Below are 11,282 nucleotides of genomic sequence, written 5' to 3'. Positions count from 1 at the left end.
CCGGCCCGATGGATCGGAACACCGGACTGCGGGGCTCGTACCGTGGCGAGGACCGGCTTCATCGTCGGGACGGTGATGGTCCCCCTCCCGCTCGCCAACGCCCTGCTCGACCGCGGGTGGGACTCCCTGCCGATCATCGCTATGACGGCCGCGTGGGCCGTGCTGGTGTCCGCGTCCTCGTTCGCGGCGGCGGCCACGAAGCCGGGTGGCCACCCCCTGAGCGCACCAGCTGTGGCCCGTCCCCGTCGCGGTCATCGCGATGGTTCCCGGCGTCGCGATCACACTCCTGCTGGACGGGTGGCTCGCGTCGACGGCCCAGCACGCGACCAGGCGACGGGCGGATGCGGTCGCGCCTGCGGGATGCGCGCCTCCAGACTCGGACTGGAGGCGCGGTGGCGGTCCGTCCCGCCGCTCGCGTCGTCGCGCGTCACTCTGGTACCGGGCGACGATCAGTCCCAGGGACCGTCCGCGGTTCCGAGGTGCTCTGCACCCAGCGGTGTGATCGGCAGTGCCGCGAGGCTCGCGATCCCCACCTGCAGGAGCGCCGCTCGTGAGGTCCCAACGCGTCCGATCGCCGCTATTCCCTCGATGACCGCGCAGAAATAGGTGCCGAGCGCCTCGGCGTCGGCGTCAGCCTCGACCTCGCCGGCTGCCTGCGCGTCCACGATGCAGTCCGTGTAGCCAGCGCGGATGGTGTCGAAGGCCTCGGTCACGGTGGCGGCCACCTTGGATCTGCGTGAGATTGAGGCGACCGCGTCGGCGGTGGCAGCTGCGGCGTCCCAGCCGATGTGCGCGTCGGGGGCTGCTGCAAGGGAGATTGCGCGGCCGCGGAAGGCTCGCTGGGTCGCGGCGTGGATGAGTACTCGTGGCAGGGCGGCGCACGGGGCAAGCGCAATCAGCGTCTCGATAGCCGATTGGCTATCGAGACGGCATGCACGAAGGGAGTTGCGGGCCGAGCGTTCTGCCCACAACTCCCTGCAGCCTCAGTTGCGTCTAGGCAGCGAGCGAGGCGGTGAGCGCCTGCGCCTGTGCCTGCGCTTCACGGTGCGACGCTTCCATCGATGCTTCGTGGAGGGGAATCAGTTCGGCGAGAGCGGGCATCGTGGGGGCGTAGGTCAGCTCGGGGGTGATGACGCGAACGTCCATGCCGAGGATCTTCGGGTCGCCGAGGATTACCTCGAGTGCGGGAACGGCGAAGTCTTTGCCGTGGTTCGGGGTGCCGGGGCCGTAGCCGCCGCCGCGTGCGGAGATGAGGACGGCGGGGCGGCCTGCGGTTGCGGCGCCTTCAGGTCCGAATCCGAGGGTGCGGCCGGGGACGAGGACCTGGTCGAGCCAGGCTTTGAAGACCGACGGCATCGAGTAGTTGTACAGCGGCACTGTGAAGAGGTACGCGTCGGCGGCGAGGATCTCGTTGATGAGCTCGTCCTGGATCGCGGCGGCGTCGGCTTCGTCAGCGGTCCGGTTCTCTGCGGGAGTCGTGCGGGCGGTGATGCCGGCGGCGGTGAGGTGCGGGACGGGCTGCGCTGCGAGGTCGCGGTGAACGACTTCGCCCTGCCACTCCGCGAGGAAGCTCTGCGCGACCTGGCGAGAGACGGACGCGGAGCCCAGCGAGGACGAGTCGATGTGGAGCAGAACGGCCATGGTTACCTTCAGTCTGTCAATTTACGCACTCCTTGTGCGTAATAGGAGCGTGCAACGGACGCGAGCGCTTCACAAAAGGCACATTCGAGTGCGCAAGGCCGCCGGTGCGGCCGGCCCAACGGCAGTCAGATCGCGCCCCACCACGCACTCCAATGTGCCTTTTGTAGGCCGTCCCGCAGTGACGCAAGATGCGTTTACGCACTCAAAGTGAGGTAAGCAGATGAGCGAAACGACAACCCCCTCGGCCGGTACGGATCCGGTCGTCATCGACGTGTGGGCAGACCTCGGCTGCCCGTGGTGCTACGTCGGCAAGCACAGACTGACCCGGGCGATCCAGAGCCGCCCCGACGCGGACCGGTTCACGCTCCGACTGCACTCGTTCGAACTGAATCCCAACACCCCGACCACGCCGGAGACGATCGAGGCGGCCTTCATCCGCGCCCACGGCGGGGATGCATCCGTGGTCCTGCAGGCGGAGCGGCACATCCAGGGCATCGCGAACCGCGAGGGTCTCGCGTTCGACCTCGACCGACCGAACGCGAACACGTTCACCTTCCACCGGGTGCTGCAGTTCGCTGACACCCTCGGCCTGGCGGAGCCGTTCTTCAGCACGGTGCAGGACGGCTTCTTCGCCGGCACGTTGAATCCGTTCGACGTCGAAGAGCTCGTCAGCGCCGCCGTCCAAGCAGGCCTCCCGGCCGACGAAGTCCGACAGGTGCTCGCCTCCGACGACTTCGCCGACGCCGTCCGCGCGGACATCGCCGACGGGCGTGCGCTCGGCGTGACCGGTGTGCCGTTCGTCGTGTTCGACCACCGCTACGCAGCCGCCGGCGCGCAGTCCGAGGACGGCTACCGGCAGGCACTCGAGCAGGTCGCCCGCGAGAGCGCGGCGACCCGATGATGCCCCTCGTCACCCTCGGCGGCGCCGCTGAGGGGTGGTGCGATGCCGAGACCGGGCACTGCGAGATCCCCGCCGCCCGCGGCAGCTCCACCACCGACCAGCAACCCACCACGCAACGGCAGCCGGTCCCGGCTGCGCTCGAACAGGAGTAGTACATGCCCACCATCGCCATCGTCGGAGCGGGCCCCGGCCTCGGTCTCGCCATCGCCCGGACGTTCGGGAAGGAGGGATTCTCCGTCGCCCTGGTCTCCCGCACCCAGGCCAAGCTCGACCAGCTCGCCGCTCAGCTCGAGTCCGAGGGCATCACCGCGAAGGGCTTCACCGCCGACGTCCTCGACCGGCCGAGCCTCACCGCAGCACTGCAGGCCGTGAAGGAGCACTTCGGGTCGATCGACGTGCTCGAGTACTCCCCGGCCGACACCGCGGGCGGTGTCTTTGAGACCGTGGACGTACGGCACACCACTCCGGAGAACGTGCAGCCGCAGGTCGAGTACTACCTCTACGGCGCGATGACCGCCACCGCCGCTGTCCTGCCCGAGATGCTTGACGCCGGTAGTGGCACGATCATCGTCACCACTGGTGGCGGCTCCATCAACCCGGTGCCGATGTTCGGCAACGTCAACATCGGTGGAGCAGCGCTCCGGAACTGGGCGATCAACCTCGGCTCGGCCCTCGCCGCTGATGGCACCGGTGTTCACCTCGCACACGTCGCCATCAGCCCATGGATCACCGACGACGCTCCGGCGGACAGCTCCATCCCGAGCCTGTCCCCGTCCGAGATCGCGCCCCGGTATTGGGACGCGCACACCATCCGCGACGTGCACGAGATCGCCGTCAAGAAGTAGACAACCGATCCGCCCGCCGGTGGCAGCGCTACCCGAGCGCGGCCACCGGCGGAACACACCACCACCAGCGCATCCAGCGCAGCTCAACGAGGAGACACCATGACCGACACCACCGCCGGACGCTTCACCGGCAAGACCATCATCGTCACCGGAGCAGGCTCCGGCATCGGCCGCGCCACCGCGACCCGCATCGCCCACGAAGGCGGCCGGGTCATCGCGACCGACGTCGTCGCCGCACGACTCGACGCGCTCCGTAGCGAACTCGACGGACACCAGGTCGAGACCGTCGTCGGGGACGTCTCAGCCTCCGACACGATCGACGCGATCCTCTCTGCCGCGGGCGACCGCGTCGACGGGCTGGCGAATGTTGCGGGCATCATGGACGGCTTCCTGCCGCCGAGCGAGATCGACGACGCCACCTGGGACCGCGTCTTCAGCGTCAACGTCACCGGACCGATGCGACTCACCCGCGCGGTCCTGCCCGGGATGATCGCCGCCGAACACGGCGCGATCGTGAACGTCGCCTCCGAGGCAGCCCTCCGCGGCTCCACCGCCGGTGCCGCCTACACCGCGTCGAAGCACGCCATCGCCGGGTTCACCAAGAGCGTCGCGTTCTACCACGGCCCCCAGGGCATCCGAGCGAACGCCGTCGCCCCCGGCGCCGTGATGACCAACATCGAGGGCACGATGCGAAGCGACTACGCCGCAGGCATGGTCGGTCCGCTGATGCAGGTCGTCCTTCCGCCCGCAGCGGCGCCAGAGACCCTCGCGGCATCGATCACCTGGCTCCTCAGCGACGACGCTGCAAACGTGAACGGCGTCGTCCTCCCTAGCGACGGTGGCTGGTCCGTCATCTGAGGAGGACTGGCGCCCTCACCGCGACCCGAACGCGGTGAGGGCGTCAGCTGTCGGGCCGGGTGTGGTCGTTCACGCGGTCCGCGCTCGGCCGATTCCGATCCGGTCGTGCAGCGCCTGGTTCGCTGCGACTTCGGCATGGTGCTCCGCAGCCCACTGCGACAACTGCATCACCGCGCGTTGCAACGACTGGCCGAGGTCAGTGACCTGGTACTCGACCCGTGGCGGCATCTCCGCGTACGCCTGGCGAACCACCACGCCGTCCCGCTCGAGCGCTTTCAACGTCACCGTCAGCATCCGCTGCGAGATCCCGGGGATGCTCGCCATGAGGTCCGAGTAGCGCAGCGGCTGGTCGCCGAGGGTGCTCAGGACGAGCACCGTCCACTTGTCGCCGATCCGATCCAGCACGTGACGGATGAATGCGCTGTCCTCGGGCCACATCGTGCACGGCCCCACGATCATCCGCTTCACCATCAGTGCCTCCTCGTTCACCGTCACCGTAGCAATCAGCCCGATCGGCCCCGAGTCGATCGGTCCACGTCAGAACATCGTGTTGGTGTTCGCTGCTTCCTCGGGGACTTCCTGGATGACGTCCCAGTGCTCGACGATCCGGCCGCCGTCGAGTCGCCAGAAGTCGGCGACCGCCATGCCGCGGTCGCCCGGCGCCAGGTGCAGGTTGCTGTGGGTGACGACGAGGTCGCCCTCGGCGATGGTCCGCTTGATGTCGAGGTGCAGTTCGGGGAACTGTCCGCGGAGCCAGTGGACGTACCCGACGAACGCGTCGGGACCGTCGCCGGCCTGTGGGTTGTGCTGCGTGTAGGTGTCGCCGAGGGCCCGCGCGGCCGCGGCTTCCGGTTCGCCGGCGTTGAACGCCTGCTCGTAGAACTCGCGGACGAACTGCGCGGTGTCGGTGGCTGCCATCGTGTCCTCCTCGTACGGTGCTGACTCGGTGCGCCAGAACCTACCCGCCCGGCCACGTCCGGTACGGGATCGGTCGCTGAACTTGACTCTTGGAAGGATGACGGGGTGCGCACTTCTCCGTGGCCAGCTCAAAGCGGGGCTCTCCTCCTCCGCGATCCTCGTCCCGAGGATGCAGACCAGCTTGTCGCGCTGCGAAACAACCCGGTCGTCAACCGGTTCATGCTCCGCACCCACGTCGATCCGGACGCCTACGCCCGAGAGTGGGCCAGCATCCCCGACAGCGACACCGACTTCTCCTGCATCGCAGAGCTGGACGGACGACTCGCCGGCCTGGGCTTCCTCGACGTCATCGACGGACAAGGACAACCCGGTACGCCGCTGGCGACGCAAGGTGTCATCGGCTACATGCTGCAACCCGACCTCGCCGGGCACGGACTCGGAACAGACCTGGCACGCGGCCTCCTGACCGCAGCATTCGACGCCCTCCGGCTTCGACGCGTCACCGCGAGCTGTAACGCCGACAACGTCGCCTCAGCCCGCGTCCTCGAGAAGAACGGCATGCGACGCGAGCAACACGGCATCGAAGACTCCTGGCACGCCGACCTCGGCTGGGTCGACGGCTACCAGTACGCCATGCTCGACCGCGAGTGGATCGCTGCTCGAACCGTCTGATAGCCGATCGCCTATTGAAACGCGTGGTTAGTCTGAGGCGATCCGCTGTCGGGAGGACTCAACGATGCGACCACTGCTCCTCTCGGGCGGCCCGGCAGTCGGGAAGACGACGTGCGCTCGGGCGCTCGCAGCCGATCAGAAACGCGCGGCTTACATCGATGGTGACGACATCAGTCAGCTCGTCGTTGCCGGTGCCGCGACGCTGTGGTCGGGCCCCGAAGGTCGGGCGCAACACGCACTTGCGGCCCGCAACACCGCGAGCCTCGCACGCAATCTCAGTGACGCTGGATTCGCGGTCACGGCCTCCGACGTCGTGACCGCGGAGGTCCTACCCGTGTACCGCGCGCAGCTGCCTGCGTGCTTCATCGTGCACCTGGCTATTACCCTCGACGAGGCCCGCAGACGAGCAACAACACGTCCGGTCTACATCACTGAGGAAGAGTTCGAGCTGCTGCACCGAATGAGTGCCACTCCGCCGCCGGTAGACCTCGTCCTCGACGTCACAGGGATGACCGTGGACGACCAGATCGAGCGCATTCGTGACGCTTGGGTGGAGGCGGAGTCGGCCGTCCGATAGCCGATCGGTGGGCGGTGCGTGCGAGCACGCACCTCTTCCCCGGCTGGTACCCCGTGGTTACCGTGGTCACATGGACTGCTTCGCGAGCTGGCGCACTCGCAACTGAAGGGACGGCTCTGGCCGTCGCCCTCCTCCACCCCGGCCCGGGTGTGGAGCCTTCAGACTGCTCACGAAAGAAGCACAACCATGCACATCCGCGACTGCACACCGCTCGACCTCCCCGCGCTCACCGCGCTCACGATCGAGACCTTCCGGCCCCTCCTCGCCGGCTCCCTCGTGAAGTTACGGGCCGAAGTCACCGCGCACGACCACGGGCACTGGGAAGACGACTACCGCCACGAGGTCCCGTCTCTGCTCGCTCCCGACGAGGGCCGCTTCATCACACTCGCGGAAGAACATGGCACACCGCTCGGCTACGTCGGCTGGAACACCACCGGTGCGACGTCCGGACGACTGGAGATGGTTGCCGTTCACCCTGACGCTCGTCGGCAAGGGGTCGCGCGAGCGCTCTGCTTGGCGGCGCTGACCAGGCTCGGAGAGCTTGGGGTCACCGTGGTGCACATCGGAACGGGCGGCGACGAGTTCCACGCCCCGGCACGAGCCCTCTACGAATCCCTCGGCTTCATCCCGTACCCGACCATCGACTACGCCCGGACGCTCTGATCGGAGCCGGGAGGGCTACCGAGCGCAGCCCTCCCGGCCTGATGAACTGCGCCTGACGGCGTCTCGATAGCCGATCGGCTATCGGACACTCGTCGGTGGCAGGGCGGCGATACTGTCAGCTCATGCCGTACGAGCCGATCATTCCCGAGGGGCAACACCTAGGGACGTCGCACGACGTCGATGGGGCCGCGACCGGGCATCTCTTTGACAACGGCACGAACAGGCTGGTCGGCCACGCTGCATGGCGCTGGGTTGATGAGCCCGACGACGAGCCAGTGTTCAGTTACGAACCCGACCCGCCGCGTGAGCTGACACCGGAAGAGATCGAGGCTGCTGCCCAACTCGCCGGGCTGATCCTGGCAGGGATCGTGATCGGCATCGAGGTGGCTGCGCCGCACGTTCGGCGATGGTGGTCGAGCTCGGTGGTGCCTTGGGGGAAGACGGTGCGTGCTCGCGTGTCGGCCGCGGTGAAGAAGTTCCGCAAGGAGGAGCCGCAGGCCGGCTTCGTCGAGGAGGCCATGTTCGTTGCCTCTTCGACTGGAGTGGTCCTGGCCCGGCCAGATGAGATCAGGATGACCAGCGCCGAGTGGGAGCGACGTTTCCGGTCGATGCTCATCGCTGACGCCTTCGCTCAAGAGCAGATGCGTGTTCTGTCGATTGCTCGTGTCAACGACCGGCAGACAGTCCTGCAGGAGCCGTCCGAGTCCGAAGTGTTGACGGCGACGCAGTTCGTCGAGCGGGTCAAGCTGATGCTAGAGGCGAACCCGTCGCTGCTGAACAGCGAAACCTCGACAGCGCTGATGCAGGTTTTCGACCCCCGCAACGGACTGCCCCGGGAACTGTAAAGCGCCACTTCCCGCGACCGAGGAGCTCGGCTCTGGAGGGGTTTCGCGTTTCGGTAGTGTCGTGCGTGATCGCATCGTTTGAGGCGGCATCTTCACAGGGGCCCAGTGGACGATGACATTCGTCAGCTCCACCTTGCAACGCGCTGCCCAGAATGCGATGCGGCCGAGCTGCATCAACTGGTTGTCGGTCGAGATCGGGTCCTCGACCTTCTCCTGCTCGGTCAGACGCCTGCCGTGCCGTCGAGGGGTTCCTCGCGATCAACGCGGCACCCGCGCGCACCATGTCAGCCTTGAGGAGGGAGCGAGCCGACCTCATCGTCGTCAACGACTCCGAATCGGCCGCTCAACCCGAAGTCCGTGCGACCCGGCAACTCGTCATCACTCAAGGCGGCGACCGGGAAGCCTCTACCGCAGCGGCGAACTCGTCGCCGTTGTAGCCGCGCTACCCGCGTCGGTGCGGAACACCGCCGCTGCCGGCGGCGCATTCTGCGCAGCCCTCACCTTCGGCCTCGCCGCCGGCATCGCCCCACAGACAGCACTGGAAACCGCCGCCGCGGTCGGTGCCGCAGCAGTCGAAGACGACAGGTCGCAACCCCTCTTCGGCCGCTGGAAGCAGGACAGCGGCTCCGCAGGCCCGCAGCGAATCGGCTTGTCAACGCCCTAAAGCGTCTGCAGGGAAGTTCCACCCGAGCTCGGTCATCAGCTCTCGGATGCTCATAAACGGGTGGTGCTTGTCGTCGCACACGTTCGGGATGTGCGGCTTCTCTGGGTTCGGAGAGCGCCGTTCGTAGCTGACCACCGGGATCCCCCGCGCGATGCCGAGCGCGATGACGAACGGGTCCACAGTCGACCGCTTCCCGCCCTGGGTGATCAAGCCCGGATGCGTGGCAAGCACGTCGATCGCGGCGGCCTGCACATCTTCCTCAAGGGGAACGAAGAACCCGTTGGCGGCTTTTGCCCACTTCCCGATCTCGTCATCCTTGCGGACCAGTTCATCTTTGACCGGCTGCACCGCCACGAACGTGCCGTCCTCGACTGCGTCGTTGAAGCGTTCCCAGAAGCCGGTGAAGATGTGCGGCCAGTAGTGGTCACGCCACGCGGTGATGACGATGCTGGTGTCGATCGAGTACGGCATCAGTCAGTGGCCGCCGATCCGGCGCGCGCCAACAGTCCAGGGATCGCGGACGTCTTCGCGCCCAACAGATTAGCCGCCTCGTACGTGCTGAGAAGCCCCTGGTTGTGCGTGCCGACCACGAGTCGCACATACCCCTTCCCGAGGTTGCGGACCTTGGTCCGCAACCCGTCTCCGCCGGTCGAGGCTGGACTCGTCCAAGTCTCGTCCTGCTGCCGCTGCGAAGTACGGACCCGCCACTGGTCGTAGAATGACCGGCTCGCCCGGCCCAGATCCGTCAACCGCCGCAACACTACCTCCGGTGACACCCCCCACACCCGCGCTTCGTCGATCAGCGTCGGCAACGGCCAATCGTTGTGGAGCGCGTCGCTGCGCTGCACGATCGGCCGATCTGCGAATGCTGCCGGCGGAATCAGAATCTCCGCCGCGATTCGATTGCACATCACCTCGAGCTCGTCGTCCCCTCGCGTCGATCGCCGATCCTCATGCAAATCGCACAGACCCGACGTGTTCAGCAGCAAGTGCGCGTACTCATGCATCAATGTGAAGATCCGCCCGTTGAAGTGCTCACTGCCGTTGACCGCCACCAACGGCACGGTTTCTTCGGCGATCGAGAACCCGCGAGCCTCCCCTGGAGCGACGCGGTTCATAGTCATCACCAACACGCCGAGTTCCTCTAAAGCGCTGCTCCAAAAGAAGAACCAGTCCGTCGGCTTAGCCGACGCCCGCGGTTTCAGTGCCAACGAGGACTGCTGGAGCAGTACGCGCGCACGTTCGGCGAGCCCATCCATCCCGCCGACAGCGGGGGCCTTCCATGCCCCGGACGGATCCTCACGGCGCAACTCGAGCAGGTCCAACACCGCGTCTCGCTGCTGATCTGCTCGGCGCAGCTCCGACGCCAGGTTCGGTCCCCACGACGAGGGAGCGTCCGGCATCCGTCGGAAGTCCCGTACCCGTTCCGGAACCTCTGGTCGGGCGCTGAGGAAGAACGCCGCCAACGGCCGCCGGTACGCCTCAGCAATCTTCTGCAGACGGGCTACCGTGAGACCGTCCTCGCCCCGCTCCCACGCGTCTAGGTCTGCTTCGCCGACACCAAGCCGGTCCGCCGCATCGCTCAGCGACACCCGCGCCGTCTCCCGCGCCCATAGGAGCATATCGGGATTGATCCGGGCCGGGATCGAGCGTGCCATGCGCTCACGATAGCGACCAAACCCCGACAAGAGCGCGGCTCGCTGGATAACGGTGCAAATCGCACGACCAGCCGATCGATTAGCGAGACGTCATCAGCGGCTTCGCCGAAGGAACAGGATGACCGCTGCGACGAACACAACGGCGACGATCGGAATTTAGAGCCAGACGGGGAGGAAGCCGCCACCCCCTGGGGGCAGTGCAACTGAGGTAGGCAGCATGGTCAGACGCTCGCCACGGCAAGCGCCCGGTAATCGATGGTGGTCCGGACGGTAGACAGAGGCATGCACTCCTCGGACGACGTCCCACACCTGTTCCAGACCGTCATCGACACCCCTGCACCGCGCGAGCTGGCCGAGTTCTACCGGTCACTGCTGGGACTCCGGTACCGCGATGGTGACGCACGCGACGCCGACGAGTCGGAGCAGCCCGAGTGGTTGGTGCTGACCGCCGACGACGGAACTCGCCGTCTGGCCTTCCAACTTGCTCCTGACCTGCCACGACCTCAGTGGCCGACAGGCTCACCCCCGCAGATGCTCCACCTCGACATGACCGTGGACTCGACAGCAGCCCTCGATCAGCAGCGGGCCCGTGCCCTACGGTTCGGAGCGGCAGTCCTGACGGACCGGTCCGCCGACGCCGCGGAACCCCTGATCGTCTTCGCTGACCCTTCCGGGCACCCCTTCTGCATCTTCGTCACGCCACGCACCCCGTCCCGATAGCCCATCGGCCATCGAGACGTGAGCTGAGACGGTGGCTCAGGTGAGCGTTGATCCGAACCAGAGCAGGACCGGGCCCAGGGCGAGCAGGATCGCGCTGAAGGCCGCGACCAACTCGTTGCGGCTGCTGCCGCCCGCCTTCAGGGAGCTACAAGCCAGAGCCAGGGCAGTCCACGCGCCGGCCCACGGTCCCACGGCGAGCAGGAACACGACCGGGTACAGGAACAGACTGCCGCAAGGCCCCGATATCGGGGGAACAGACGGGGAAGGCTAGTCGCGCCAGACGCCTCCATCGGGTTTTAGGCCGGCCGGTACGATCGCAT

At 67.1% G+C, this 11,282-nt stretch carries 16 protein-coding genes; 9 read left to right on the top strand and 7 right to left on the bottom strand.

The window, feature by feature from the left end; translation table 11 throughout:
• Window positions 1-449: 449 nt before the first annotated feature.
• Together M3666_RS17260 and M3666_RS15430 are read right to left on the bottom strand one after the other, a co-directional pair.
• Window positions 450-971 (bottom strand): TetR family transcriptional regulator C-terminal domain-containing protein, encoded by a 522-nt coding sequence (locus M3666_RS17260; RefSeq protein ID WP_374109595.1) that lies wholly within the window; start codon window positions 969-971, stop codon window positions 450-452.
• A 22-nt stretch (window positions 972-993) separates the two neighbouring features.
• A complete protein-coding gene (locus M3666_RS15430; RefSeq protein ID WP_251155700.1) occupies window positions 994-1,641 on the bottom strand; it encodes an FMN-dependent NADH-azoreductase in 648 nt (215 codons plus the stop codon).
• A 220-nt stretch (window positions 1,642-1,861) separates the two neighbouring features.
• On the opposite strand from M3666_RS15430, the gene M3666_RS15425 reads away from it, so the two are divergent.
• The 4 genes from M3666_RS15425 to M3666_RS15410 all read left to right on the top strand — a co-directional run bounded on the left by M3666_RS15425 (window position 1,862) and on the right by M3666_RS15410 (window position 4,245).
• A complete protein-coding gene (locus M3666_RS15425) occupies window positions 1,862-2,542 on the top strand; it encodes a DsbA family protein (protein ID WP_251155699.1) in 681 nt (226 codons plus the stop codon).
• Window positions 2,539-2,694: a hypothetical protein gene (locus tag M3666_RS15420; RefSeq protein ID WP_251155698.1), complete on the top strand. Its 156-nt coding sequence runs from the start codon at window positions 2,539-2,541 to the stop codon at window positions 2,692-2,694. The genes M3666_RS15425 and M3666_RS15420 overlap by 4 nt, the downstream gene beginning before the upstream one ends.
• A 3-nt stretch (window positions 2,695-2,697) precedes the next feature.
• Complete coding sequence (locus M3666_RS15415) at window positions 2,698-3,387, top strand: SDR family oxidoreductase (protein WP_251155697.1); 690 nt, start codon at window positions 2,698-2,700, stop codon at window positions 3,385-3,387.
• Window positions 3,388-3,486: 99 nt separating this feature from the next.
• Window positions 3,487-4,245 (top strand): SDR family NAD(P)-dependent oxidoreductase, encoded by a 759-nt coding sequence (locus M3666_RS15410; RefSeq protein ID WP_251155696.1) that lies wholly within the window; start codon window positions 3,487-3,489, stop codon window positions 4,243-4,245.
• Window positions 4,246-4,314: 69 nt separating this feature from the next.
• On the opposite strand, the gene M3666_RS15405 is transcribed toward M3666_RS15410, so the two are convergent.
• Window positions 4,315-4,734 (bottom strand): helix-turn-helix domain-containing protein, encoded by a 420-nt coding sequence (locus tag M3666_RS15405; protein WP_251155695.1) that lies wholly within the window; start codon window positions 4,732-4,734, stop codon window positions 4,315-4,317.
• Between the two features lie 48 nt (window positions 4,735-4,782).
• Entirely contained in the window at window positions 4,783-5,163 is a 381-nt protein-coding gene (locus tag M3666_RS15400; RefSeq protein ID WP_251155694.1) for a nuclear transport factor 2 family protein, read from the bottom strand.
• Window positions 5,164-5,268: 105 nt separating this feature from the next.
• Here M3666_RS15400 and M3666_RS15395 point away from each other — a divergent pair, with 105 nt between their 5' ends.
• The 4 genes from M3666_RS15395 to M3666_RS15380 all read left to right on the top strand — a co-directional run bounded on the left by M3666_RS15395 (window position 5,269) and on the right by M3666_RS15380 (window position 7,920).
• Window positions 5,269-5,835 (top strand): GNAT family N-acetyltransferase, encoded by a 567-nt coding sequence (locus M3666_RS15395; protein ID WP_251155693.1) that lies wholly within the window; start codon window positions 5,269-5,271, stop codon window positions 5,833-5,835.
• 64 nt (window positions 5,836-5,899) lie between these two features.
• Window positions 5,900-6,412, top strand: coding sequence for a hypothetical protein (locus M3666_RS15390; protein WP_251155692.1), 513 nt, complete (start codon window positions 5,900-5,902; stop codon window positions 6,410-6,412).
• 186 nt (window positions 6,413-6,598) lie between these two features.
• Window positions 6,599-7,075 carry a GNAT family N-acetyltransferase gene (locus M3666_RS15385; RefSeq protein WP_251155691.1) on the top strand — a complete coding sequence of 159 codons (477 nt, stop codon included), beginning with the start codon at window positions 6,599-6,601 and terminating at the stop codon, window positions 7,073-7,075.
• Between the two features lie 122 nt (window positions 7,076-7,197).
• The gene (locus M3666_RS15380) at window positions 7,198-7,920 is read left to right on the top strand and encodes a hypothetical protein (protein WP_251155690.1); all 723 of its coding nucleotides are present in this window, start codon (window positions 7,198-7,200) and stop codon (window positions 7,918-7,920) included.
• Between the two features lie 652 nt (window positions 7,921-8,572).
• On the opposite strand, the gene M3666_RS15375 is transcribed toward M3666_RS15380, so the two are convergent.
• The gene (locus M3666_RS15375; protein WP_251155689.1) at window positions 8,573-9,055 is read right to left on the bottom strand and encodes a DUF4411 family protein; all 483 of its coding nucleotides are present in this window, start codon (window positions 9,053-9,055) and stop codon (window positions 8,573-8,575) included.
• A complete protein-coding gene (locus M3666_RS15370; protein ID WP_251155688.1) occupies window positions 9,055-10,242 on the bottom strand; it encodes an ImmA/IrrE family metallo-endopeptidase in 1,188 nt (395 codons plus the stop codon). The genes M3666_RS15375 and M3666_RS15370 overlap by 1 nt, the downstream gene beginning before the upstream one ends.
• Window positions 10,243-10,524: 282 nt before the next feature.
• Between M3666_RS15370 and M3666_RS15365 the strand changes: the two genes are divergently transcribed.
• Complete coding sequence (locus M3666_RS15365; RefSeq protein ID WP_251155687.1) at window positions 10,525-10,962, top strand: VOC family protein; 438 nt, start codon at window positions 10,525-10,527, stop codon at window positions 10,960-10,962.
• Between the two features lie 36 nt (window positions 10,963-10,998).
• On the opposite strand, the gene M3666_RS15360 is transcribed toward M3666_RS15365, so the two are convergent.
• Window positions 10,999-11,169: a hypothetical protein gene (locus tag M3666_RS15360; RefSeq protein ID WP_251155686.1), complete on the bottom strand. Its 171-nt coding sequence runs from the start codon at window positions 11,167-11,169 to the stop codon at window positions 10,999-11,001.
• Window positions 11,170-11,282: the final 113 nt, after the last annotated feature.

The sequence above is a fragment of the Curtobacterium sp. ODYSSEY 48 V2 genome (genome assembly GCF_023712625.1).
GTDB lineage: Bacteria > Actinomycetota > Actinomycetes > Actinomycetales > Microbacteriaceae > Curtobacterium.
The sequence above is the reverse complement of the archived record's forward strand: the minus strand, read 5'-3'. Positions and strand labels throughout refer to the sequence as shown.

Bases quoted from the DNA above. Each gene is read 5' to 3' on its own strand.
- M3666_RS15430 (WP_251155700.1), bottom strand. From the start codon at position 1,641: ATGGCCGTTCTGCTCCACATCGACTCGTCCTCGCTGGGCTCCGCGTCC.
- M3666_RS15425 (WP_251155699.1), top strand. From the start codon at position 1,862: ATGAGCGAAACGACAACCCCCTCGGCCGGTACGGATCCGGTCGTCATC.
- M3666_RS15420 (WP_251155698.1), top strand. From the start codon at position 2,539: ATGATGCCCCTCGTCACCCTCGGCGGCGCCGCTGAGGGGTGGTGCGAT.
- M3666_RS15415 (WP_251155697.1), top strand. From the start codon at position 2,698: ATGCCCACCATCGCCATCGTCGGAGCGGGCCCCGGCCTCGGTCTCGCC.
- M3666_RS15410 (WP_251155696.1), top strand. From the start codon at position 3,487: ATGACCGACACCACCGCCGGACGCTTCACCGGCAAGACCATCATCGTC.
- M3666_RS15400 (WP_251155694.1), bottom strand. From the start codon at position 5,163: ATGGCAGCCACCGACACCGCGCAGTTCGTCCGCGAGTTCTACGAGCAG.
- M3666_RS15390 (WP_251155692.1), top strand. From the start codon at position 5,900: ATGCGACCACTGCTCCTCTCGGGCGGCCCGGCAGTCGGGAAGACGACG.
- M3666_RS15385 (WP_251155691.1), top strand. From the start codon at position 6,599: ATGCACATCCGCGACTGCACACCGCTCGACCTCCCCGCGCTCACCGCG.
- M3666_RS15380 (WP_251155690.1), top strand. From the start codon at position 7,198: ATGCCGTACGAGCCGATCATTCCCGAGGGGCAACACCTAGGGACGTCG.
- M3666_RS15375 (WP_251155689.1), bottom strand. From the start codon at position 9,055: ATGCCGTACTCGATCGACACCAGCATCGTCATCACCGCGTGGCGTGAC.
- M3666_RS15370 (WP_251155688.1), bottom strand. From the start codon at position 10,242: ATGGCACGCTCGATCCCGGCCCGGATCAATCCCGATATGCTCCTATGG.
- M3666_RS15365 (WP_251155687.1), top strand. From the start codon at position 10,525: ATGCACTCCTCGGACGACGTCCCACACCTGTTCCAGACCGTCATCGAC.